General features: G+C 70.7%; 22 protein-coding genes. 9 read left to right on the top strand and 13 right to left on the bottom strand.

The window, feature by feature from the left end:
- Positions 1-69 precede the first annotated feature (69 nt).
- From AMYNI_RS0139065 to AMYNI_RS46485, 4 genes are all read left to right on the top strand, one after another.
- Positions 70-1668 (top strand): alkaline phosphatase D family protein, encoded by a 1599-nt coding sequence (locus tag AMYNI_RS0139065; RefSeq protein ID WP_020673573.1) that lies wholly within the window; start codon positions 70-72, stop codon positions 1666-1668.
- A gap of 372 nt (positions 1669-2040) precedes the next feature.
- On the top strand, positions 2041-2499 hold the full coding sequence (locus tag AMYNI_RS0139060) for a hypothetical protein (RefSeq protein ID WP_157357670.1): 459 nt from the start codon (positions 2041-2043) through the stop codon (positions 2497-2499).
- Positions 2500-2539: 40 nt separating this feature from the next.
- A complete protein-coding gene (locus tag AMYNI_RS0139055) occupies positions 2540-3199 on the top strand; it encodes an NsdA family TPR-like regulatory protein (RefSeq protein ID WP_157357668.1) in 660 nt (219 codons plus the stop codon).
- Complete coding sequence (locus AMYNI_RS46485; RefSeq protein WP_040406240.1) at positions 3196-3693, top strand: NUDIX domain-containing protein; 498 nt, start codon at positions 3196-3198, stop codon at positions 3691-3693. The genes AMYNI_RS0139055 and AMYNI_RS46485 overlap by 4 nt, the downstream gene beginning before the upstream one ends.
- On the opposite strand, the gene AMYNI_RS0139045 is transcribed toward AMYNI_RS46485, so the two are convergent.
- The 5 genes from AMYNI_RS0139045 to AMYNI_RS0139025 form a co-directional block, all read right to left on the bottom strand.
- Complete coding sequence (locus tag AMYNI_RS0139045; protein ID WP_020673569.1) at positions 3688-4107, bottom strand: acyl-CoA thioesterase; 420 nt, start codon at positions 4105-4107, stop codon at positions 3688-3690. The genes AMYNI_RS46485 and AMYNI_RS0139045 overlap by 6 nt on opposite strands.
- 9 nt (positions 4108-4116) lie before the next feature.
- On the bottom strand, positions 4117-5061 hold the full coding sequence (locus tag AMYNI_RS0139040) for a TAXI family TRAP transporter solute-binding subunit (protein WP_026361481.1): 945 nt from the start codon (positions 5059-5061) through the stop codon (positions 4117-4119).
- A 68-nt stretch (positions 5062-5129) separates the two neighbouring features.
- A complete protein-coding gene (locus tag AMYNI_RS0139035) occupies positions 5130-6542 on the bottom strand; it encodes a sensor histidine kinase (protein ID WP_020673567.1) in 1413 nt (470 codons plus the stop codon).
- A 33-nt stretch (positions 6543-6575) separates the two neighbouring features.
- Positions 6576-7250 carry a response regulator transcription factor gene (locus tag AMYNI_RS0139030; RefSeq protein WP_084628583.1) on the bottom strand — a complete coding sequence of 225 codons (675 nt, stop codon included), beginning with the start codon at positions 7248-7250 and terminating at the stop codon, positions 6576-6578.
- A gap of 133 nt (positions 7251-7383) precedes the next feature.
- On the bottom strand, positions 7384-8715 hold the full coding sequence (locus AMYNI_RS0139025; RefSeq protein WP_020673565.1) for an MFS transporter: 1332 nt from the start codon (positions 8713-8715) through the stop codon (positions 7384-7386).
- Positions 8716-8913: 198 nt separating this feature from the next.
- Between AMYNI_RS0139025 and fabG the strand changes: the two genes are divergently transcribed.
- On the top strand, positions 8914-9618 hold the full coding sequence (gene fabG, locus AMYNI_RS0139020; protein ID WP_020673564.1) for a beta-ketoacyl-ACP reductase: 705 nt from the start codon (positions 8914-8916) through the stop codon (positions 9616-9618).
- Between the two features lie 45 nt (positions 9619-9663).
- Positions 9664-10431 (top strand): enoyl-ACP reductase FabI, encoded by a 768-nt coding sequence (gene fabI / locus AMYNI_RS0139015; protein WP_020673563.1) that lies wholly within the window; start codon positions 9664-9666, stop codon positions 10429-10431.
- 68 nt (positions 10432-10499) lie between these two features.
- On the opposite strand, the gene AMYNI_RS0139010 is transcribed toward fabI, so the two are convergent.
- The 3 genes from AMYNI_RS0139010 to AMYNI_RS0139000 all read right to left on the bottom strand — a co-directional run bounded on the left by AMYNI_RS0139010 (position 10500) and on the right by AMYNI_RS0139000 (position 12769).
- The gene (locus AMYNI_RS0139010) at positions 10500-10898 is read right to left on the bottom strand and encodes a nuclear transport factor 2 family protein (RefSeq protein WP_020673562.1); all 399 of its coding nucleotides are present in this window, start codon (positions 10896-10898) and stop codon (positions 10500-10502) included.
- Positions 10899-10925: 27 nt separating this feature from the next.
- Positions 10926-12113, bottom strand: coding sequence for a Cmx/CmrA family chloramphenicol efflux MFS transporter (locus AMYNI_RS0139005; protein ID WP_020673561.1), 1188 nt, complete (start codon positions 12111-12113; stop codon positions 10926-10928).
- 80 nt (positions 12114-12193) lie between these two features.
- Entirely contained in the window at positions 12194-12769 is a 576-nt protein-coding gene (locus AMYNI_RS0139000; RefSeq protein WP_020673560.1) for a TetR/AcrR family transcriptional regulator, read from the bottom strand.
- A gap of 84 nt (positions 12770-12853) precedes the next feature.
- Here AMYNI_RS0139000 and AMYNI_RS0138995 point away from each other — a divergent pair, with 84 nt between their 5' ends.
- Positions 12854-13894: a ferrochelatase gene (locus tag AMYNI_RS0138995; protein ID WP_020673559.1), complete on the top strand. Its 1041-nt coding sequence runs from the start codon at positions 12854-12856 to the stop codon at positions 13892-13894.
- Between the two features lie 9 nt (positions 13895-13903).
- Here the strand turns inward: AMYNI_RS0138995 and AMYNI_RS0138990 are convergent, their stop codons facing one another.
- A complete protein-coding gene (locus AMYNI_RS0138990) occupies positions 13904-16468 on the bottom strand; it encodes a P-loop NTPase fold protein (RefSeq protein WP_020673558.1) in 2565 nt (854 codons plus the stop codon).
- A 16-nt stretch (positions 16469-16484) separates the two neighbouring features.
- The gene (locus AMYNI_RS0138985) at positions 16485-17282 is read right to left on the bottom strand and encodes a hypothetical protein (protein ID WP_026361480.1); all 798 of its coding nucleotides are present in this window, start codon (positions 17280-17282) and stop codon (positions 16485-16487) included.
- A gap of 133 nt (positions 17283-17415) precedes the next feature.
- Here AMYNI_RS0138985 and AMYNI_RS0138980 point away from each other — a divergent pair, with 133 nt between their 5' ends.
- Both AMYNI_RS0138980 and AMYNI_RS0138975 read left to right on the top strand, forming a co-directional pair.
- Positions 17416-18813 carry a sigma 54-interacting transcriptional regulator gene (locus AMYNI_RS0138980; RefSeq protein WP_020673556.1) on the top strand — a complete coding sequence of 466 codons (1398 nt, stop codon included), beginning with the start codon at positions 17416-17418 and terminating at the stop codon, positions 18811-18813.
- The gene (locus tag AMYNI_RS0138975) at positions 18810-20768 is read left to right on the top strand and encodes a vWA domain-containing protein (RefSeq protein WP_020673555.1); all 1959 of its coding nucleotides are present in this window, start codon (positions 18810-18812) and stop codon (positions 20766-20768) included. Before AMYNI_RS0138980 ends, AMYNI_RS0138975 begins: the two co-directional genes overlap by 4 nt.
- Here AMYNI_RS0138975 and AMYNI_RS0138970 read toward each other — a convergent pair whose 3' ends face one another.
- The 3 genes from AMYNI_RS0138970 to AMYNI_RS0138960 form a co-directional block, all read right to left on the bottom strand.
- Entirely contained in the window at positions 20769-21008 is a 240-nt protein-coding gene (locus AMYNI_RS0138970) for a hypothetical protein (RefSeq protein WP_020673554.1), read from the bottom strand. It lies immediately after the preceding gene.
- A 21-nt stretch (positions 21009-21029) separates the two neighbouring features.
- Positions 21030-22217: a S8 family serine peptidase gene (locus AMYNI_RS0138965; protein ID WP_020673553.1), complete on the bottom strand. Its 1188-nt coding sequence runs from the start codon at positions 22215-22217 to the stop codon at positions 21030-21032.
- Positions 22218-22310: 93 nt separating this feature from the next.
- The gene (locus AMYNI_RS0138960; protein ID WP_020673552.1) at positions 22311-23648 is read right to left on the bottom strand and encodes a cytochrome P450; all 1338 of its coding nucleotides are present in this window, start codon (positions 23646-23648) and stop codon (positions 22311-22313) included.
- Positions 23649-23710: the final 62 nt, after the last annotated feature.

The raw sequence follows: 23710 nt of genomic DNA, 5'->3' as shown, positions 1-23710 counted from the left end.
TGGCGCGGTGTAGACGTCATCTCGGCAGACCAGAGTTCGTCCGTTGCCGTCCCACCACAGGAGGACCCTATGTCGTCGCGCCCGCATGCAGTCTCCCGCCGCCGGTTCCTCGGCTTCGGCAGCGCCGGCGCGGCGGCGGTGCTGCTTGGCACCGGCGCGTGGAACGCGTCGGGTGCGCTCGCCGCGCCGGTGAAGACGGGAAACCCGTTCACGCTGGGGGTGGCGTCCGGTGATCCCGCGCCGGACGGAGTGGTGCTGTGGACCAGGCTGGCACCCGAGCCGTTCCTTGCCGACGGGTCCGGCGGCATGCCGGCCCAGCCGGTACGGGTGGAGTACGAGGTGGCCGCGGACGAGCGGTTCCGGCTGCTGGTGCGCCGGGGGAGCGTGGTGGCCACGCCCGAGCTCGGGCACTCGGTGCACCCCGAGATCCACGGGCTGTCGCCGGACCGGGAGTACTTCTACCGGTTCCGGGTGGCCGGCGAGCTGTCACCGGTGGGCCGGACCAGGACGGCGCCGTCGGTCTGGGCGGCGCCGCGCGAGCTGAACTTCGCGTTCGCGTCCTGCCAGTCCTGGGAGGACGGGCTGTACACGGCCTACGACCATATGGCCGCCGAAGACCTTGACCTGGTCGTGCACCTCGGCGACTACCTCTACGAGAGCGGGGTGACCGGGCAGAAGCGCGGCACCCCGGTCGGGGAGCAGTTCCGCGGCGAGACCTTCGACCTTGCCCGCTACCGGTTGCAGTATTCGCTCTACAAGTCCGAGAAGCCGCTGCAGGCCGCGCACGCCAACTTCGCCTGGATCCACGTGAACGACGATCACGAGGTGGAGAACAACTGGGCCGGCGACGTTTCGCAGGCCGACCAGGAACCGGACCAGGACCCGGTGGTGTTCCGGCAGCGCCGGGCGGCCGCGTACCAGGCGATGTACGAGAACCTGCCGTACCGCCACGCCCAGCTGCCGGCGGGCCCGGACGCCCGCCTGCACCGCCGGATCTCCTACGGCGACCTCGCGGATTTCACCATGCTGGACACCCGGCAGTACCGCGACGACCAAGCCTGCGGTGACGGCGCCTCGGCCACCTGCACGGACCGGCTGGACCCGGACCGCACGCTGCTCGGCGCCGCGCAGCGGGACTGGCTGGTGGACGGGTTCTCCCGGTCCAGGGCGCGCTGGCAGGTGATCGGCAACCAGGCCCCGATGGGGCAGACCGACGCGAACGCCTCGCCCGAGGTCACCCAGGTGTTCCTGGATCCGTGGGACGGCTATGTGGCCGACCGCAACCGGGTGCTCGCTGCCGCGCAGGACCGCGGGGTGCGGAACCTGGTGGTGATCACCGGCGACCGGCACCAGAACTACGCCTGGGACCTCAAGCGCGACTACGCAGACGCCGGCTCGCCGACGGTGGGCAGCGAGTTCGTCGGCACCTCGATCAGCAGTGGCGGCAACGGCGCCGACCAGACCGACGAGGGCAGGAAGTTCCTGGCCGCCAACCCGCACATGAAGTTCTTCAACGCGCAGCGGGGTTATGTCCGGGTGAACGTGAACCGGCGGCGCTGGCGCAGCGACTTCCGGGTGGTGTCGCACGTGACCACGCCCGGCGCGCCGATCAGCACGCGCGCCAGCTACGTGGTGGAGGACCGCAAGCCGGGAGTTCAGGAAGGCTGAGGCCGGGTCCCTCACGGACGTCCAGAAAGTTGTCGCAGGCACTCGGGGCAGGCATGTTCCGGGTCTGCGGGAGCGCGGCGTGCCACCACGCTGTGGGTCATGGGATTGCGGTGTGGGACGAACCGCTCACCGCACACCGCGGTTACGCCGTCGCTTCGTTGCCGTCCGTAGTGGGCGCCGCCATCGCCGACGTCGGCCACGTACCAGGCATTGTCAGTGCTCACGATGGTGCCTGGTGCGCCAGAGGGGATCGAAATCATTCATCCGGCCAGCCTCGGTCGATGACCCCGAATTCGACACGGCGGACCTCCAGGGTCGTTACGGAGAGCGGACCGACTGGGCACAATGGGTGCTTGTCGAGGGAGGACCGCGATGCGAAACGACCACCTGCGTGCGGCGCGAGAGGCCACGCCGTCCCCGCGTGTGCCTGGTACGGCCATGTCCCGATCCGAGCTCGCGGACGCGGTGAACGGCTGGCTGGTGACGCATACCGACCGGCACGGCGTGCTTGACGAGCACTACGTCGCGCGATTGGAGCGCGGCAAGATTCGGTGGCCGAACACCGACTACCGGGCCGCGTTCTCCGCTGTGCTCAGGCGGCCGGTGAGCGCACTGGGATTCCGGCCGTCCGCGGCCAATCGTCGCCCATTGCTCGATGACCGGTCCGCTGGCGAACCGGTTCTCGCAGTGCCGAATGGCGGCTGCGTGAGCGTCAGGTCGGTCGAGGTCGACTCCATCAGTGCGATGGCCCGTGCTTTCCAGACGGCGGACCGGCGGGTGGGCGGCGGTGTGTTGTACCGGCAGGTAGTGCGCTTTCTGCGGGCAGGATGACCGCGCGCGGCGGCATTTCGACCGGGCGTACCGGCTGGCGGTGACCGCTGGCAACGTGGCGATGGTGGGCAACGTGTGCGCATCGATGTCGCATCTAGCCGGGCAGCTCGGCGAGTCGGCCGACGCCGTGCGCATCGCCGAGGTGGGTCTGTCGCGTGTCGGAACGGCGTCTGGATCGGTGCATTTGGTGGCTCGCCTACACGCGATGCGTGCTCGTGGGCTGGCAATGCGCGGGGACGCGGGCGGCTGTCGTGCAGCCTTGGGCGAGGCCGAGCGTCGGGTGGATGTCGGGCAGACCGGTTTGCCTGCCGAATGGCTGGCCGGGTTCGATACCGGGTCGTTCGCGAGCGAGGCGGCACTTTGCCTGCGAGAGCTGGGCGATCTGATCGAGGCAGAGCGGCAGGCGCGGCAGGTTGTCCGGATCAGGGCCGGAGATCGGGTGCGGTCCCGCGTATTCGGACAGTTGACGTTGGCGCATGTCTTGGCGGATGCCGGGCGTATCGACGAGGCCGCCACCATCGGTCGGGAAGTGTGCCGAGTGGTGCCGTCGCTGACCTCCAGCCGGGTGCTGACTCGGCTGGAGGGTCTTGGTGCGGTGCTGACGCCGCACCGGTGCCTGCCGGAGGTGGCCGAGTTCCTGCTGGCCTTGCCGACAGCGTGCCTCGGTCGTGACGTGACCGGGGTGGAGTGGCCGGTATGACTGATCGCGAAGCAATCCGGCACGCCTACCTTGCCGAGGGCAACGCCAAACAAGCGCGAAAACGTGTCGCGGCTGATGTGGTGCTGCGAGATATGGCAGGCCAGGTGCTGCTGGTTAATCCCACGTACAAGGAATATTGGGATCTGCCAGGCGGTATGGCCGAGGCCAATGAGCCGCCTCGCCACGCCGCCGAACGTGAGCTGCGCGAGGAAATCGGTCTCGATATCACGGCAGGGCGGCTGCTTGTGGTGGATTGGGAAGGCCCGCATGGCCCATGGGATGACCAGGTGCTGTTCGTGTTCGATGCCGGAACCCTCACCGCCGTCGCGAAGGCCGAGTTACGCCTGACGGATGGCGAGCTTTCCGACTTCGGCTTCTTCTCGACGGCGGACGCGTGCCGCCGCCTGCGTCCGGACATGGCTGATCGGCTGGTCCGCGCGTTGCGGGCGCTCGAGGCCGGGACCGCCGAATACGGCGAGCGGCATCACTCATGACCTCGTGAGGCGGGCGGCGAAGATTTCGCGGACGTGGTCGGGTGGTGGGGCGGGGCGCAGGGTGTCGGTGCGGACCCAGACGTAGCGGTTCTTGACCTCGGTGACCAGTTCCTCGCCGCGGCGGATCTCGAAGTCGAAGATCATCGACGTGCGGCCGAGGTGGGTCAGGTAGCCGTTCACCATGAGCTCGTCGTCGAAATGACAGCCGGCCAGGTAGCGCACGTTCGACTCGGCCACGACCATGTCGAAACCGGTCTCCAGCAGTTTCGCGTGCGTGCCGAACAGCTCCTTCGAGAGGTCGAAGGTGGCCATGTCCACGTACGCCAGATAGTTGGCGTTGAACACGATGCCCTGTCCGTCGCACTCGTGGTAGCGGACGCGCAGCGGCATCCGCACAGCGGCGTTCTCGGTCATGATCCCAAGTTAGCCGTGCAGCCGCCGGTAGGTGCTCGCGGCTCCGGGGTGCAGGGGCACGGTGCCGGTGCCGATCAGCGTCCGCACGTCCAGGAACTGGGCGCCGACGGCCTCCGCGGGCACCAGGTCGCCGGCCCTGTTCACCAGCACCCGGACCACCGCGGCGGCCACGTCCTCGGCCAGCTCGGCCGAACCGACCAGCAGGTTCGCCACGCCGATCGTGGGCAGCTCGCCGACCATGCGGTAGCCGCCGGCCGGCACCCTGGCCAGCTCGTAGACCGGGCCGTAGGCGGATCGCAGTCCGGGCAGCACACCGTCCAGCGGCAGCAGCGCGATGGGCACCTCGCGGTCCAGCTCGGCCAGCGCGGGAGTCGGGACGCCACCGGACCACAGCAGCGCGCTGACCCGGCGCTCGCGCAGGCCCGCGATCGCGGCGGCCAGCGGGAGATGCTCGACCTCGACCGCGAGACCCGCCTTCGCGACCAGCCGCTCCCCGGAAAGCGCGGCGCCCGAACCGGTCGCACCGAGTGAAACCCGGCGCCCGGCGAGGTCGGCCAAGGCGCGGATTCCGCTGTCCGCGCGGACCACCAGCTGGAGGTAGTTCTCGTACACCCGGCCCAGTGCCCGCAGCTGGACCGGCGCCGGGAACGGCGGTTCGGCGTTGACCGCGGCCTGCGCGGCGTCGGCCAGCACCAGCGCCAGATCCGCGGTCCCGTCGCGGACCCGCTGCACGTTCGCCACGCTGGCCTGGGTCGGTACCGCGGTGCAGCGCAGCCGCGGCTCGGCCAGGTTCAGCTCCTTGGCCAGCAGTTCGGCGAAGGCGAGGTAGAAGCCGCCGGTTTCGCCACCGGCGATCACTAGCTCGCGTTCCGGGCCGCTGTAGCCGGCGGGCGAGCAACCGGCGAGTGCCGCGGCGAGCCCGCCGAGCAGCACAGCGCGCCGCGTGACACTCATCGTGCCTCCGGTGTTTTGCGGGGCACCCGCACCCGGTCGGCCCCGATGAGCCGCTGCGCGATGGTCGCTCATCGTGCCTCCGGTCCACTGGTCAGTGGCAGGCCGATCCGGACGACCAGCCCGTGCGGATCGGCTGTGCTCAGCCGCAGGCTGCCGCCCCTGGCTTCGACCTGCCGTCGCACGATGGCGAGTCCGAGCCCGGTGCCGCGCGGTGCGCCCGCCCGCTGCGCGCGCCAGAACCGTTCGGTGGCCATCGTCAGCTCCTGCCCGGTCAGCCCGGGGCCATCGTCCTCGACCTCCAGCCAGGCCACGCCATCTTCGGGCTCGGTCCACCACCGCGCGCGGATGGTCGCCCCGGCGCCGGCGTAGTTGACCGCGTTGTCCAGCAGCACATCCAGCATCTGCGCCAGTTCGGACTCCGGGCAGCCGACCAGCACCTGCTCCCGGTGCGGTTCGGTGGGCACCAGCCGGACTCCGGCCCGGTCCGCGACCGGCCGCCAGGTGTCGATCCGCTCGGCCAGCACGGCGGCCGGGTCACTCGGTTCGCCGCCCCGGCCGTCCACCACCAGCCTGGTCGCGGTGCTGTCCGCGACGGCGAGGGCGAGCAGCCCGTCCAGCAGCGCTTCGAGTCGTTCGAGTTCGGCCACGGTGGCGTCGTAGGTGCGCCTGCCCTCGGAGCCGACCCTGGTGGCGAGCGAGTCCACCCGCAGCCGCAGCGCGGCCAGCGGGTTGCGCAGCTGGTGCGAGGCGTCGGCGATCAGCCGGCGCTGCTGCTCGGCGGCTTCCAGCACCGCCTCGGACATCTGGTTGACCGAGGTCGCCAACGCCCGCAGCTCCTTGGGGCCCGCCTTGGCCGGCACCTGCGCCCGGCGGCCGGCGCCGACCGCGAGCACCCCGCCTTCCAGCTCGCGCAGCGGCCGCAGCACCCACCGGGAGACCAGTACCGCGAGCAGCACGAAGACAAGGCCGGCGAGCAGGGCACCGGCGCCGATCACCGCCCAGCGGCGGGTGACGTCCGCGGCCGCGGACGTCACCGAGGCCCGCAGCACCACCACCCCGCCCACCCTGGTGGCGGTGCCGACCGGCCTGGCGAACCAGGCAGGCCCTGCCGACCAAGGCCGCACGGTCGGCGGCGGTGGGTTCGGCTGATTCCGCATGGTGGACTCGATCAGCGCCCGCACCTCGGAGTCCGCTGTGGACAGTCCACCGGCCTGCACCAGCGGCACTCGGTGCGCGTCCACCACCACGACCCCTTCGCCGTAGACCTCGGCGTAGCGCTGCGCTTCGGCGACCAGTGCCGCGCTGTCCTCGGAGTCGGCGGCCTGCTGGGCCAGCGTTACGAACCGGTCCACGTCCGCGTTGCGGCCGATCACCAGCTGCTGGGTGCGCTGGTCGGCGGTGCTGCCGAGCAGCGGCAGCGCGAAACCGGTGACGGCGGCCAGCGCGAAGGCCACCAGCACAACCAGCAGGCGGGTGCGCACCGGACTAGCCGGGTCCGGAGCGAACGGGACGGATCATGTCTGCGGGCCTCCCAGCCGGTAGCCGAAGCCGCGGATGGTGCCGAGCAGGCCGGGCCGGTTGAGCTTGGCGCGAACCTGGGTCAGGTGCACGTCGAGCGAGCGGGACACCGCGAGGTAGGCGTCGCCCCACACCTCGTCCATCAGCTGCTGCCTACTCACCGCCGTGCCCGGCCTGGCCGCCAGCACGGCGAGCACGTCGAACTCCTTGGTGGTCAGCCCGATGTCGGTGCCGGCCACCAGCACCCGCCGCGCCGCGAGGTCGATCTCCACGTCCTCGATGCGCAGCACGTCGGCGGCCGGTTCGCCGCGGGCGCCTGCGCGCCGGAGCACGGCGTCCATCCTGGCCAGCAACTCGGCGAGGCGGACCGGCTTGGACAGGTAGTCGTCCGCGCCGAGACGCAGGCCGCGCACCACGGACCGCTCGTCGTCGCGGGCGGTCAGCACCAGCACGGCCACCGGCGAGACCTGCCGGATCTTGCGGAGTACCTCCAGCCCGTCGGTGTCCGGCAGGCCGAGGTCGAGCAGCACCAGGTCGGCGTCCCGGTGCCGGGTCAGCGCGTCGTCACCCCTGGCGACGTGCGTGACGGTGTGGCCGCGCGCCTGCAACGACTCCGCGAGCGCATCCGCGACCCCTTCGTCGTCCTCGACGAGCAGCACGCGCACGGCCACACCTTTCTACTGTGTTAACCAAAGTGAGCGTTATGCACAGCCGCAGGTGCACCTACCGTCCATGCGTCACCTGCATCCAGCCGCCGCGAGCCACCCTCCGGGCGGCCCCCGTCGACTGGATAGTGCATAACCCTCACTGCGAGGCGGCCGAAGAGCCCTTCTCCAGTTCGGAACTCTTCGAGGTCTCGCGCATTGTGCCGTACACGATCAGCGAAACCAGGATGCAACCCGCCACGTACCAGAAGAACACCGACTCGTGGCCGGACTTCCGCAATGCCTGCGCGATCAGCTCGGCCGTGCCGCCGAAGATCGCGACGGTGAGCGCGTAGGGCAGGCCGACCCCGAGCGCCCGGATTTTCGTCGGGAACAGTTCGGCCTTCACGATCGCGTTGATCGAGGTGTACCCGGTGACGATCACCAGCGCGCCGGTCATCAGCAGGAAGGCCAGCACCGGCTGCGACGTGTGCGAAAGAACGGTGAGCAGCGGCACGGTCAGCACGGTGCCCGCGATGCCGAAGAACAGCAGCAGCGGTCGCCGTCCGATCCGGTCGGACAGCCTGCCCGCGATCGGCTGCAGGATCACGAACACCAGCAGCGCGAAGAAGTTGATCCAGGTGACGGTGGACGTCTCGATGCCCGAGGTCTGCTGCATGAACTTCTGCATGTACGTGGTGTAGGTGTAGAAGGCCACCGTGCCGCCCAGGGTGAGGCCGACCACGAGGCCGACCTCCTTCGGGTGCTTGAGCAGCGCGCGAAGGGTGCCCCGGTCGCCGGCGCCGGCCTTCGTCTCGCCGGACTCGCGCTGGTAGCTCTCCGACTCGTCCATGCCGCGGCGCAGGTACATCACGGCGACCGCGGCGAGCGCGCCGACGCCGAACGCGATCCGCCAACCCCAGGAGTAGAGCTGCGCCTCGGTGAGCATCTGCTGCAGCACGATCTGCAGGCCGAGCGCGGTGAGCTGGCCGGCGGTCAGCGTCACGTACTGGAAGCTGGAGTAGAAGCCGCGCTTGCCCGGCGAGGCCACTTCGGACAGATAGGTGGCCGAGGTCGAGTACTCGCCGCCGACGGAGAGGCCCTGCAGCAGCCTGGCGAGCACCAGCAGGATCGGCGCCGCGACACCGATGGTGCTGTAGCCGGGCGTCAACATGATCAGCAGCGAGCCGAAGGCCATCATCGAAACCGAGAGCACCAGCGCGGTCCGCCTGCCGTAGCGGTCCGCGAACCGGCCGAGCATCCAGCCGCCGAGCGGCCGCATCAGGAAACCGACCGCGAAGATCGCGGCGGTGTTCAGGAACTGCGCGGTCTCGTCACCCTGCGGGAAGAAGGCCTTCGAGAAATAGATGCTGAACGCGGCGTAGGCGTACCAGTCGTACCATTCGATCAAGTTGCCGACCGAGCCGCGCAGCACGTTGCCGATCACGCGTTTCTCGCTCGCCGGTGCCGTCTCGGCGATCCTGATAGTCATCGTTGACCCTCCTGTGTCTCCGGTCACGATGAGGAGTGCGCGTCACCGATTCAAGGGAACGGCGGACTTCCTAACAGTCGCTTAGGAAACTCGCGTTACCCCTGGGTAGGGCGGCGCCGAGTCGGGTGACGATGATGCGAACCGATAACCTCAGGCGTGTCAGCAGCGGCAGGACAGCGGCAGAACGAGGAGTGCTACGTGGGACGGTCCGTACTGGTTACCGGGGGCAATCGCGGCATCGGGTTGGCGATCGCCCGCGACCTGGCAGCGCAGGGACACAAGGTGGCCGTCACGCACCGTGGCTCCGGCGCGCCGGAAGGACTGTTCGGAGTGCAGGCGGACGTCACCGACGCCGAGCAGGTCGACGCCGCGTACAAGCTGGTCGAGGAACACCAGGGCCCGGTCGAGGTGCTGGTGTCCAACGCCGGCATCACCGACGACACGCTGCTGATGCGGATGAGCGAGGACCAGTTCACCCGGGTGGTCGACGCCAACCTGTCCGGCGCCTACCGGGTGGCCAAGCGCGCCTCCAGGGGGATGCTGAAGGGCAAGTGGGGGCGGTTCATCTTCATCTCCTCGGTGGTCGGCCTGAGCGGCTCGGCCGGTCAGCTGAACTACGCGGCGAGCAAGGCCGGGCTGGTCGGTCTCGCCAGGTCGCTGGCCAGGGAGCTCGGCTCGCGCAACATCACCTCGAACGTGGTGGCGCCCGGCTTCGTGCGCACCGACATGACCGAGGAGCTCGGTGAGGAGCGCAAGAAGGAGATCCTCGCCCAGGTCCCGACGGGCCGCTACGCCGAGCCCGAGGAGATCGCCGGTGTGGTGCGCTTCCTGGCTTCGCAGGAGGCCGCGTACGTCAACGGCGCGGTGCTGCCGGTCGACGGCGGCCTCGGCATGGGCCACTGACCTTAACTTTCCCCAGAAACTTCGATACCCGTAATTGGAGGACATGTGTCCGGACTGCTCGAAGGCAAGCGGCTGCTGGTCACCGGCGTGATCACCGAGGCGTCGCTGGCGTTCCACGCCGCCAAGATCGCCCAGGAGCAGGGCGCGCAGGTGGTGCTCACCGGCTTCGGCAGGCTTTCACTGGTCGAGCGGATCGCCAAGCGGCTGCCCGAGCCAGCCCCGGTGCTCGAGCTCGACGTGCAGAACCAGGAGCAGCTCGACTCGCTGGCCGATCGCGTCCGGGAGCATGTGGACGGTCTCGACGGCGTGCTGCACTCGATCGGCTTCGCCCCGCAGACCTGCCTCGGCGCCCCGTTCCTGGACGCGCCGAGCGCGGACGTGTCCACCGCGGTGGACATCTCTGCCTTCTCGTTCAAGTCGCTGGCGGTGGCGACCCTGCCGCTGCTGAGCGAAGGTGCGTCCATTGTGGGCATGGACTTTGACGCGCGGGTCGCCTGGCCGGTCTACAACTGGATGGGCGTGGCCAAGGCCGCGCTGGAGTCGGTGAACCGCTACCTCGCCCGTGACCTCGGGCCGCGTGGGATCAGGGTGAACCTGGTGACGGCCGGTCCGATGAAGACGATGGCCGCCAAGTCCATCCCCGGCTTCAACGAGCTGGAAGAAGGCTGGGACGGCAGGGCGCCGCTGGGCTGGGACAGCTCCGACCCGACCGCGGTGGCCAAGTCCGTCTGCGCGGTGCTGTCGGACTGGCTGCCCGCCACCACCGGCTCGATGATCTGGGTCGACGGCGGCGTGCACGCCCTCGGCGTGTAACTCCGACGCAGCGAAGGCCACCTTGCCTGCGTTCAACGCAGGCAAGGTGGCCTTCGCTGCATTCCGGGTCAGCGGGCGGCTTCGGCGACGCGCCAGCTGTCCTCGAACATGAAGTAGCGGGTGATCTGTCCGTTGTGGACGGTGAGCCGGTATGCGAAGGCGGTCTCGATCACCTTGCCGGTGGCGCGGACGATGGACCGCAGGTGGCCGAGCACCACGGCTTCCTCGCCGTCCACGAGAATCCGCTCGACCTCGAAGACCTCCCGGTCGATGTAGCCGGTGAAGCCGGCGTAGAACTCGGCCGCTTCGGCGCGGGTGCGGCGGCGGCCGATCCAGGGGACGAGTTCGGTCGCGCCGGGAATGTCCCAGTCCACCTGCTCGGCGAACAGCTCGCCGACGGTGTCCAGCCGGCCGGCTTCGAGCCGGTCGAACAACTCGGTGACTACTTCGCGGGTGCTCGCAGGCATGCGTTTCTCCTTGCTGTGATGGGTTTTTCAGGCTGCGGTGAGCACCGGCTGGCCGGCCGCGCGGTCGTCACGGCGCTGCACGGCGGTGGCGAGGGTGAGCCCGGCCAGGGCGACCACGCCGAGCACGGCGCTCACCACCGCGACGCTCGGATAGCCGAGCCCGGCGCCGATGACGAGGCCGCCGAGCCACGGTCCGGTCGTGTTGCCCACGTTGAAGGCGGCGGTGTTGCTGGCGCCGCCGAGCGTGGGTGCGTTGCCGGCCAGGGTGAACACCCGGATGTTCAGCGCCGGGTTGGCCGCGAACCCGGCGACGCCGAGCACGAAGATCGCGGCGACGGTCACCGGCGCGCTCGGTGCGGCCAGCGCGAGCACCGCGAGTGCGGCCACCGCGGCCCCGGTGCTGACGTACAGCGTGCCGAGCGGATGCGCGTCGGCGAGCCGCCCACCCGCCGTGATGCCGATCAGCGCGCCGAGGCCGAACAGCGCGAGCACCGCGGGCACCGAACCGTCCGGCAGCCCGGTGACGTCGATCAGCAACGGCGCGAGGTAGCTGAAGGTGCCGAAGATCATCGCCGAGCTGCACGCGGTGATGCCCAGCGCCAGCCAGATCCGGCGGTCGCGGTACACCCCGAGCTCCACCCGCAGCCGTGGCCGCTGGTCCGCCGCCTGCCGGGTGGCCGGCACGAACAGGGTCAGCCCGACGACCGCGAGTGCGGACAGCGCCGCCACCGCCCAGAAGGCAGCGCGCCAGCCGGCGTGCTGGCCGAGAAAGGTGCCGGCCGGCACGCCGACGATGTTCGCGACGGTCAGCCCGCCGGTCACCACAGCCATCGCGCGGCCGCGCCGGTCGCGTGGCACCAGGCTGATCGCGGTCACCGCGGCCACCGCCCAGAAGCCGGCGCAGGCCAGCGCGCTGATCACCCTGGACGCGAACAGCGGGCCGTAGCCGGGGGCGAGCGCGCCGGCCACCTGGCCGAGGCCGAACGCGGTGAGCAGCGCGAGCAGGGTGGCCTTCCGGGGCAGCCGCAGGGTGGCAGCGGCGAGCAGTGGCGCGCCGATCACCATGCCGATCGCGAAGGCGGAGATCAGCAGCCCGGCGTCCGGGATGCTGACCGCCAGCTCGGTGGCGATGGACGGCAGCAGCCCGGAGATCATGAACTCCGAGGTGCCGAGCGCGAAGATGCTCAGGCCGAGCACGTACACGGCGAGGGGCATCGGGTCTCCCAGTGGTCGATTATGGATCGGTCAGTTCAAAATGAGCGCGGCAACCGGCTCGGGTGGTCACGGGCGGAGTTCTAGAGCGCGAGCAGGGCGACCTCGGCCACGTTGCTCATCGCGGTCCGGCCGGCCCCGGACTGGGACATCAGGCGCAGGCCGCCGACGGTGCCGTGCACGAACTCGGCGAGCGAGCGGGCGTCCTTGCCGCGGTCGATCTCGCCGTCGCGCTGGCCGGCTTCGATGGCCACCCTGATCGCGTCGATCAGCTGGTCGAAGTCCTGGCGCACGAACTTCCGGATCGACTCGTCGCGCCGGGCGAGCTCGGTGACGGTGTTCACCGCGAGGCAGCCGCGGCCGGGGTTCAGCGCCTCGTCCTCGATCACCTGCGCCAGCATCCGCCGGACCTTCTCCTTGGCGGGCAAGGGTTCCGCCAGCAACTCGAGCCAGCGTCCGGTGGCCGTGCGGAAGTAGTGCTTCAGCGCGCGGACGAAGAGCTCGTGCTTGCTGCTGAAGGTGTTGTAGATGCTGCTGCGGCCGAGTCCGGTGGCGGCGCACAGGTCCTCGGTGGACGTCGCCTGGTAGCCGTTCAGCCAGAAGGTGTGCATCGCCCTGTCCACGGCCTGCTGCTCGTCGAACTCCCGTGGTCTTGCCATGCGGCGACCGTAGCACGTTTTGGACTGCTCGATGCAAAATGGCCCGGCTCAGCGTGCGCACGGCCACAACGGCAAGATGACGGGGTGAGTTACGACGCGCTGCTGTGGCTGTCCTTCGGTGGCCCAGAAGGTCCGGACGAGGTCATGCCCTTCCTGGAGAACGTCACCAGGGGCCGGGGGGTGCCGCCAGAGCGGCTGGCCGAGGTAGCCGAGCACTACCAGCACTTCGGCGGGGTCTCGCCGATCAACCAGCTCAACCGCGACGCGATCGCCGCGGTGGAGAAACAGCTCACCGCGCAGGGCATCCACCTGCCGGTGTACTTCGGGAACCGCAACTGGCAGCCGATGGTCGAGCAGACCGTGGCCAAGATGACCGCGGACGGGGTGCGGCGGGCGCTGGTCTTCCCGACCAGTGCCTACGGCGGCTACTCCGCCTGCCGGCAGTACGACGAGGACATCGAGCGGGCCAGGGCCGCGGTCGGCGAGAGCGCGCCGGATCTGCTGAAGCTGCGCCAGTTCTTCGACCATCCGTTGTTCGTCGGCGCCTTCGCGGACGCGGTGCGGACCGCGCACGCCGGGCTGGAGAACGCCCGCACGGTGTTCGTCGCGCACTCGGTGCCGGAGAGCGCGGATCGCGCGTCCGGCCCGCCCGAGGAGGGCGGTCGGCGCTACTCGAAGCAGATCGCCGAGGCGGCCCGCCTGGTCGCCGCCGAGGCCGGGATCGCCGAGTACGACGTGGTGTGGCAGTCCCGGTCCGGCCCGCCGCAGGTGCCCTGGCTGGAGCCGGACATCGTGGACCACGTCGACGCGTTGTACGCGGACGGGGTGCGCGCGGTGGTGGTGTGCCCGGTGGGGTTCGTCTCCGACCACCTCGAAGTCATCTGGGACCTGGACAACGAGGCGGCGGAACGCGCCGCGGAGCTGGGCATGGGCTTTGCCCGCGCGGCCACTCCCGGCACTGACGCCAGGTTCGCCGAGCTCGTCGTGGAGCTGGTCCGGGAGCAGCTCGACGCGGCGTCGCCGCGCAAGCTGTCCGAGTTTCCCGGGGCGGGCTGCACCCTCAACGGCGATGTCTGCGCGATCGGCTGCTGCGCACCCGCGCAACGCCCGGCCTCGACGCGCTGAAGTCCGCCTTTACCGCACGGTGAAGGAGAAGCGCGCGACGAGCGGAAGCCAGTTGCGGTAGGTGTCCAGCGAATAGGGCATTTCCCGCAGCGCGGGCAGTCCGGCGAGTTCGCCGGCGAGCGCGCTGCCGTCCGCGGACAGGCGGTCCAGCAGCCCGGGCCAGTTCGCTTCCGCTGGTGCGTCGTCGATGGCCTGGAACAACGTCGAAGCCTCCCCGGACGGGCCGACCAGCACCGCGAGCAGCACGAGCACGGCACGGTAGGCCGCCTCCGGTGCGTTCCCGGCCAGGAACGCGTTCAGCTCCGCGCTGGAAAGCCTGGCCCGCGACAGCCGGTACAGGTTGACCAGCCGCTTGGCCGCGCGGGGCGAGGGGACCAGGGAGGCAAGGCCGGCCAGGAAGTCCAGCTCGTGCTGGGTGATGGCGAGTTGCCTTGGCCGCAGGTCCACCGTCGGCCGGGGCTTGGCGGCCGGCTGGGCGGGCTCAGCGGTGGTGGGCGCCGAGGTGGTGGCCGCCGGTGCGGGCGGGGGTTTCGACGCGAGAGTCTCGGTGATCGACCGTCCGCCCGGTGGTACCGGAGCTTCGTCGGTGTCCTCGGCCCGCCCGAGATCGGCGATCAGCTGGGCGAAGCCCGTCTCGTTCATCGGGGACAGCATGAACGGGATCTGGAAGATCTTTTCGAGATACTGCAGAGCACCATCGGGGGAGCCGGGGCCGCCGTCGAGCATGGTCGAGTAGTGCTCGCGGATGGCCCGGAGCAGCCATCTGGCGTCGACCCCGACCACGATGGTGAACACCGGCAGCGCGAGCAGCAGGTGCACGGCCTCCAGCACCTTGATCACCACGTCCGGCGGGCACCGGTCCAGATCATCGATGTAGAGCACGATCCGTTCCGGGCCGCGCTCGCCCTTGGTGGCTTTCCGGTCCGCGTCCAGCATCGCCGCGAACGTCTCCAGGTCGCGGCGGATCAGCGACACCACGCCGAGGTGCTGCTGGTAGTCCTGGGTAGCGCCGCGCGACGCGGCGAAGGTGGCCAGGTCGTCCATCGGGGTGAGCTCGGCGACCGCCCGTTCCAGTTTTTCCTGCTCCACCGCGAGTTCGGTCAGCCTGGACTCGATGGGTTCGCGCCGCTGGGCCTCCTTGCCTTCGAGCACACCGCGGATCGCTGCCACCGACTCCCGCACCTTGTACGCCACCCTGCCCAGCGGGCCGAGCAGGGTCAGCGCGGCCAGCACCAAAGGCCAGAGCGGTGTCCGTGAGACCACGAAGAGGGTTACGGTCGCCAGCAGTCCGACACCGGCCATGATCTTCGCGGGCAGGTCGTCCTTCAGCAGCCGCCAGGCGTTCCTTGCCTCCGCGCGCAGCCCGGTGACCTCGGCGACGAACTCCTCGGCGTCGGCGGCGGCCGGATCCTGCCGGTCGGTCAGCCAGCCCTGTTCGACCACCGTGCGCAGCACCGCGGCGGCGATTTTGGCCTGGTCGCCGGGTTTCCCGGTCGACGGCCGGTTCAGCTGCGCGGTCAGCATCGTCCGCTCCACCCGGACCGAGCTGAGCCGTTGCTGCAGTGAGTCCTGCTCGGTGCGCTGCTCGGCCAGCTTCCTCGCGCGTCGCTCGAGGTCGTCCTCCGAGCTGCCGGCGGCCAGGTGGTCGAACAGCTGGGTGGCCAGACTGGCCCAGAGGTTGGCCTCGGTGTAGTGCCAGGCGTTGAACGTGATCTGGTGGACCGAGGCGCAGTAGGCGGACACCGAGGGTCCCCGCCGCTCGGTGTCCTGCTCGGCTTCGGCCGCCGCTTTGACCAGTTGCTCCACGCGCTCGTTCATCTGCCGCATGAAGAAGCTCTTCCCGGAGCCCCAGTTGCCGAAGATGCCGATGGACAGCGGCGGCCGGATCTGCCGGGACGCGACGAGATCGGCGAGCATGCGCACGTCCGCCGCGAGGCCAAGCCGGTCGTTCCCGGTGTCGGTGTCCGCCCGGTAGCCGGCGGAGTGGCCGCCGGACGGGGCGAACTCGGCGGGGTCGCGGCCGTCCACGGCGTTGAAGAACTGCTCGACCGTCTGCGCTTCGAGACCGCGATCCGCCAGCTCGGCCTGCTCGTGAGTGGTGAGTTCACGGCGAACCCAGACCAGGTGCGGATTCAGGTCGGCCAGGCTTTGCCGGTCCACCAGGTCGCGGAGGTTCTCGTCGTTGGTGAGCGCGAGCAGCAGATGCGGGCCGCCGCGCCATTGCTTCATCAGCTCGAGGTCCGCCTGGAGCGCGCCGCGGCCGGCACCGTGGTAGTCGAGCCACAGCACCGTTTCCTCGGTGGAGGCGGACACCCCCGGCAGGTCGCTCAGGTTGAACTGGAGGACCGCGTCCGGGCGGTTCCTCAGCAGGGCTTCGTAGGCGCTGCGCCGTGCACCGGCGAAGTGTTCCGACCCGATCATCACCACCGCGCCGGGAGTGCTCAGCGACCGGTCCAGCTCGGCGTCGACGTCACGGGGAAGGTACGGCCGCAACACACCGTCGCCACTGGGCAGCAGCAACAGGCGTTCCGGGTCGATTTCCCTGACCGTAGGCGCGGGGGCCGGGCTGCTCATCTTTACGGCCTCCTGGTCAGGGTGTCCGGTCCGCCTGGTCCGCGAACACCCGGACGGCCTCGTTCACCGCCGCGCGGCGGGCCGCGCGGATGGCGTCGGCCAGCGGGCGCAGCGCGTCCGCGCGCTGCAGAGCGGCGGAGGCGGACAGCGCGCCGCCGGGATCGTCGGCGTTCGCCAGCGCCAGGATCGCGCCGATCTCTTCGGCCCGCTGAAGCACCCGCAGGGAACGGCCGGGGGTGCCGCCTGGCCAGTCGAGCCGGGGGGAGGAACGCAGCCGGGCGGACAGTTCGGCGCGCACGCCCGGCCGCTCCCTGGCCACGTCCAGGGTCTGCAGCGCGCCCGCGCTGTCCCTGATCGCGTCGGTCAGCGCGTGCTCGGCTTCGGCGAGCCCGGTGTACTCCGGCGGTGCCGGGGTGGCGAGCCGGTAGACGGTCCAGCGCCATAGGCCTTCCGCGATCGGCAGCGGGGTGACCCCGTACCCGAGCTCGGGGAACAGCACCGCCTCACCGGTGCGCAGCGCGGCCTCGGTGAACGGGCCGCCACCGCCGAGGCCGCGGACGTCGCCGGGCACCGGCAGCACCAGCTGCGCGGTGGTCGCCCCGTTGGCCCGCAGCGCGGCGAGCAGCTGCACCGGGGTCGCCGGGCGGCGGCCGGACGGCGGCAGGTCGAACCGCTCCGCCGCGGCGTCGTCACCGGCCACCACCTCATGGGCTTCGCCCCAGGCCAGCAGGGCGTCAAGGGCGTCATCGGACGCGGCGGCACCGTGCAGCCAGGCTGAGGACCACACGGCGAGAGTCGCACTCGGACAGCACACGACGCTCCAGGGTACGGGGAGACGGCCTCGCGTGGGGCGGGGCGTCGGACTGGGCACGTTTCATTGACAGCGCCGCCGGTGCTGGAGTTGCTCCACGTCGACGATCGGCAGGACGGTAAGTAGCGTGACAAGGGTGAACTCCGCACCAGCGAACCTTCCCCGCACGGCGGGGGAGCTGCGCGCAGCCGGCTACACCGCGCGTGGCGTGAAAACCGAGATCCACGACAACCTGCTCGCCGCACTGCGGGCCGGCAAGGACCCGTGGCCCGGCATCGTCGGGTTCTCCAGGACCGTGCTGCCGCAGTTCGAGCGCGCGCTGCTGGCCGGGCACGACGTGGTGCTGCTCGGCGAGCGCGGCCAGGGCAAGACCCGGCTGCTGCGCACCTTGACCGGGCTGCTCGACGAGTGGACGCCGGTGCTCGAAGGCTCCGAGCTGGCCGAGCACCCGCTGGGCCCGATCACCCCGGCGTCCCGCCGCCGCGCCGCCGAACTCGGTGACGAACTGCCGGTGAGCTGGCTGCACCGCAGCGAGCGCTACACCGAAAAACTGGCCACCCCGGACACTTCGGTCGGCGACCTGATCGGCGACGTCGATCCGGTGAAGGTGGCCGAGGGCCGCAGCCTCGGCGACCCGGAGACCATCCACTTCGGACTGGTCCCGCGGGCGCACCGGGGCATCGTGGCGATCAACGAACTGCCCGACCTCGCCGAGCGGATCCAGGTGGCGCTGCTCAACGTGATGGAGGAGCGCGACATCCAGGTCCGCGGGTACACCCTGCGGTTGCCGTTGGACGTGCTGATGGTGGCCACCGCGAACCCGGAGGACTACACCAACCGCGGGCGGATCATCACCCCGCTCAAGGACCGGTTCGGCGCCGAGATCCGCACGCACTACCCGCTGGACGTGTCCGCCGAGGTCGATGTGGTGCGCCAGGAGGCGAGCCTGGTCGCCGAGGTCGGCGACCCGCTGCTGGAGGTGCTGGCCAGGTTCGTGCGCAACCTGCGCACCGCGAACGTGGTGGACCAGCGGTCCGGGGTTTCCGCGCGGTTCGCCGTGGCGGCCGCGGAAACCGTTGCCGCGGCGGCACTGCGCCGCTCGGCGCTGACCGGCGAGGAGCCCGCGGTGGCGCGGCCGGTCGACCTGGACGCGGTGCCGGCCGTGCTGCGCGGCAAGATCGAGTTCGAGCCCGGCGAGGAGGGCAGGGAGACCGAGCACCTGGTGCACCTGCTGCGCCGGGCGATCGCGGAGACCGCGCGCGACCGGTTCGCTGGACTGGACCTCGGCCCGCTCAGCGACGCGGTGGCGGACGGGCATCTGGTCGCCACCGGGGAGCGGGTGCCGGGCAAGGACGTGCTGTCCGCGTTGCCGGAGCTGCCGGTGCTGCACGAGGTCGCGCAGCGGGCCGGGGTGTCCGCCACCGATTCGCCGGGCCGGATCGCGGCCGCGGTCGAGCTGGCACTGGAGTCGCTGTACCTGGCAAGGCGGCTGGCCAAGGATTCGGACGAGAACTCCACGGTGTACGGGCCGTGACCTCGTTACCGGAGGGATACTCCTACGGCCCGTGGCACGAGGGGCCGGATCCGCTGGCGCCGCCGGCCGACCTGCGGGACGCGCTGGACGAGATCGGCAAGGACGTGCTGGGCGGCTCGTCCCCGCGTTCGGCACTGGAGGAGCTGCTTCGCCGGGGTACCCGCAACACCGCCGGCCTGGACGAGCTGACCAGGCGGGTCTGGCAGCGGCGCGCGGAGATCCAGCGGCAGCACCGGCTGGATGGCACGCTGCAGGAGGTCCGGCAGCTGCTCGACGAAGCGCTGGAAGCCGAGCGGGCGGCCCTGTTCCCGGATCCGTCGGACGACGCGCGGTTCTCCGAAGCCATGCTGGACGCGCTGCCGGCAGGTACGGCGGCTTCGGTACGCGAGCTGGCCGAGTACGAGTGGCGTTCGGAACAGGGCAGAGAGAACTACCAGAAGATCCAGGAGCTGCTGGGGCAGGAGCTGCTCGACGCCCGGTTCGAAGGCATGAAGGACGCGCTCCGCAACGCCGGTCCCGAGGACGTGGAGCGGATCAACCAGATGCTGGCCGATCTCAACGCGCTGCTCAACGCGCACGCGCAGGGGTTCTCCGACATCGACGAGCGCTTCGCCGAGTTCATGCGCCGGCACGGCGAGTACTTCCCGGAGAACCCGAGGACCGTGGACGAGCTGATCGATGTGCTCGCGGCCAGGGCGGCTGCCGCGCAGCGGATGCTCAACTCGATGTCGCCGGAGCAGCGCGCCGAGCTGGCCGAACTGTCCCAGCAGGCGTTCGGCGACCCGAGGCTGGCCCAGCAGCTGTCTACTTTGGACGAACAGCTGCGCGGGCTGCGGCCTGGCGAGGACTGGTCCTCGTCGGGGAGGTTCCGCGGCGACGATCCGCTCGGCCTCGGCGCCGGCGCGCGGGCGATGTCCGACCTGGCCGAGCTGGACGCACTCGCCGAGCAGTTGGCCCAGTCCTACCCTGGTGCCCGGCTGGAGGACATCGACCTGGAGTCGCTGGAACGGCAGCTCGGCGCGGACGCCGGGGTGGACGCCAAGCGGCTGGCCGAGCTGGACCGCGAGTTGCGCGCGCAGGGGCTGTTCGAGCGGGCGCCGGACGGCTCGTTGCGGTTGTCCCCCAAGGCTTTGCGTCGGCTCGGCGAGACCGCGCTGGCGGACGTGATCAACTCGCTGCGCGGCAAGACCGGGCAGCGGGCCACCGAGTCGGCCGGCTCGGCGGGTGAGCCGACCGGCGCGACCAGGCCGTGGCTGTTCGGGGACACCCAGCCGTGGGAGGTGTCCAGGACCGTGCGCAACGCCGTGCTGCGCACCGCTTCCGGCGGATCCGGCGGCAGGGTGCGGCTGGACGTGTCCGATGTGGAGGTTGTGGAGACCGAGCACCGGTCCCGGGCCGCGGTGGCGCTGTGCGTGGACACCTCCTGGTCGATGGTGCAGGAGGGCAGGTGGCTGCCGATGAAGCGCACCGCGCTCGCCCTGCATCAGCTCATCTCGACCAGGTTCCGGAACGACGCCCTGCAGCTGATCACCTTCGGCAGGCACGCGATGCCGGTGGAGCTGGACGAACTGGTCGGCCTGGAGGGCACCTGGGAACAGGGCACCAACGCGCACCACGCGCTGCTGCTGGCGGGACGGCACCTGCGGCGGCATCCGGACGCGCAGCCGGTGGTGCTGCTGGTGACCGACGGCGAGCCCACCGCGCATCTGGAGTCGGACGGCTCGGCGGAGTTCAGCTACCCGCCGCAGCCGAGGACCATCCAGCGGACGTTGGCCGAGGTGGACCGGCTGGCCAAGCTCGGCGCGGCGGTCACCGTGTTCCGGCTCGGCGACGAGGAGCGGTTGACCGCCTTCGTCGACCTCATCGCCCGCCGGTCCGGCGGCCGGGTGGTCGCCCCGGATCTGGACGGGCTCGGCGCCGCCGTGGTCGGCGACTACCTGCGCCGCCGCAAGTAGCTACTGCGGCTGGTCCTCTGGCGGCAGCTGGTAGCCGTGCTGCCGCTCGACGGCCACCACCCCCGGCACCGACTCCAGCGCGGAGACGGTGCCCGAACCCAGCGACCCGGTCACCGTGCCGAGGGGTTCGAGCACCTCGTCCACCTTCATCCCGGCGGCCCGGAGTGCGACGACCACCTCGGGCAGCGTGTCGAGCCGGTCTTCGGCGACCGAGACGATCACCTTCTGCTCCGGTTCCACCGGGATCTCCCTCCGCTCTGCCTACGGCGCCTGCACCAGGCCCGCGCCGACATCGGTGGACGACAGCGGCAGCCGGCGCCCGTGCTGGCTCATTCTGGCCCAGAGTTCCCAGGCCCGTGCGTTGTACTGCTGCGCGGTGAGCGCGGCGATCCCGGCCACGTGCGGGGTGGCCATGCTGGTGCCGCTGATCCGCCGGTACCTGGTCGGCATCGGCCAGCTCGAGTGGACGTCCACGCCGGGGCCGACCACGTCCACCGCGCCGACGTTGTCCACCGTGCCGCAGGAGAAGTCCGCGATCGCGGCGGCGGAGTCGATCGCGCCGACGGCCATGATCGACGGGCAGTTCGCCGGGTGCCCGACCGGTGCGATGCGGCCCTGCGCGCGCTCGCTCTCGTTTCCGGCCGCGGCCACGATCAGCGTGCCCTGTGCGAGCGCCCGGCTGGCGACTCGTTCGAAGGTGGGCGAGAACGGCTGGCCGGGCTGGGCGGCCGCGCCGAGGGACATCGAGATCACCGCGCAGCCGGAGCTGATCGCCCAGGAGATGCCGGCCAGGATGCCGCCGTCGGTGCCGGAACCGGCGTTGCTGAGCACCTTTCCGGCGTAGATCTCGGCCTGGTAGGCGAGCCCGTAGCCGGGTTTGGTTTCCGGGTCGCGCGGCCCGCAGGAGGTGCCGATGCAGTGGGTGCCGTGGCCGTGCCCGTCCTCGACGTCCTCGCCGTTGATGAACGAGCTGGTCACCACGGTGCGCCCGGCGAAGTCCGGGTGCGCCACGTGGAAGCCGGTGTCCAGCACGGCGACCCGGATGCCGGCGCCGGTGGCCTTGGAGTCCGGCGCGCCGACCGCCTGCAGCCCCCAGGTGAACACGCTCTCGTCCACCGGGTTCGCCTGCGGGGCGGCTTCGGCCGTCTCGATGGCGAAGACGTTGCGCTCCAGCTCGACAAAGGAGATCGGGCCGTCTTCGCCGGCGGCCCTGGTCAGTGCGTCGGCCTGGTCGGAGTCGGCGTTCATCACGGCGACGCCGAGATCGTGCAGCAGCAGGCCGTCCGAATCGCCGAACAGATCGGCCGCCGAGGCATCGGTGAAGTCCGCGGTGCTCGCCGCCCGCAGTCCGGCGACCCTGGCCATGGTCGCCGCGCCCTGCGCGGCCGAATCGTCTTCGAGCAGGACCAGGTACCTGCCGGTGGTTCCTCCGCTGTCGGCTTGCGTCATTACAGCCACCCTCTTTCATCGCCGGAAAAAGCGGCCCTTGAGGAATATCCGGCCTGAGGGAGGATTTGTAACCCGGATCACATCTCTGTTCGGTTACGAATGGTTGCGCCGGGTAACCAAGATCTTCGCGCCCCGGCCGGGAACCATCGTGATGTTGCGGTTGCGCGCGGGCTCTGGCCGCGCGCTGTCCGGCGACAGGTGGAACCGCGACAGCACGACCTGAAGCACGATCGTGGCCTCCAGCAAGGAGAATCCCGCACCGAGGCAGCGGCGCACGCCGCCGCCGAAGGGTAGCCAGGTGCCGGTGTCGGGCCCGCCGTCGAGGAAGCGCTCTGGCCGGAACGAGGCCGGGTCCGGGTGATGCGCCGGATCGCCCTGCACCAGCATGATCGACGGCAGCACCGTGGTGCCCGCCGGAATGGTGTAGCCGCCGAGTTCGATGTCCTCGGTCAGCTTCCTGGCCACCTCGGTGATCACCGGATGCAGCCGCAGCGACTCCTTGGCGGTCGCTTCCAGGTACTTCTCGTCTTCGCCGTCCGCAGCTTCGGTCGCGGTGGCGAGGACGGCCGGGTTCCTGGCCAGCTCGTGGAACGCCCACGCCAGTGCGGTCGCGGTGGTCTCGTGCCCGGCCAGCAGCAGGGTGATCAGCTGGTCGCGCAGTTCGGCGTCGGTGAGCTGGTCGTCCTCGCCGGGGACGGTGAGCAGCCGGGAGAGCACGTCGCCGCGTGCCTCCAGGTCCGGCGCCCGCCGCCGTTCGGCGATCTCGGCGTAGATCAGCTCGTCCACCCGGCGCTGGTTGCGCAGGTTGCGGCGCCACGGGTCGAACCGCTGCAGCCTCGGGGCGTGCCAGCCGAGGATGTCGATCGGGTTGATGTCCACCACCTCGGCCAGCCGCCCGCGCAGTTCGTCCAGCCTGCTGCCGTCGGACACGCCGAAGACCACCCGCAGGATGATCTCCAGGGTGAGTGCGTGCATCCGGTCGTGCGAGCGGAACGGGACGCCCGGCGTCCACCGCTGCACCTCCTCGGTGGCGAGCTCGGTGATCATGTCCCGGTAGCCGCGCAGCGCCGCGCCGTGGAAGGCGGGCATCAGCAGCTTGCGGGCGCGCAGGTGCACGTCCTCGTCGGTGAGCAGCACCGAGTGGTCGCCCATCAGCGGCTTGAGGATGATGTTGCCCTCGCCGGCGTGGAAGGTGGTCGACGGCCCGCTGAACACGGCCTTGATCTGGTCCAGCTCGGAGATCGACACGACCGTGCGCTCCGGGTAGATGCGGAGCTGGAAGACCGAGCCGTACCGGCGTTGCAGCAGGGGCATCAGCCGGTGGCGGTAGAGGCCGAAGAGCAGGCTCTGCACGACGACCGGCAGGCGCGGGCCCGGCGGCCGGGCGGTGGTCGGGCGACCGGTGCGGGAGTGGGGAGCTCGGACGGTCATCGGCGTGACTCCTAGCGGCTCGTGGGCACGTTCCGATTTATACGAGTGTGTAATGCGGCTGT

The organism is Amycolatopsis nigrescens CSC17Ta-90 (assembly GCF_000384315.1).
GTDB classification, from domain to species: Bacteria; Actinomycetota; Actinomycetes; order Mycobacteriales; family Pseudonocardiaceae; genus Amycolatopsis; species Amycolatopsis nigrescens.
The sequence above is the reverse complement of the archived record's forward strand: the minus strand, read 5'-3'. Positions and strand labels throughout refer to the sequence as shown.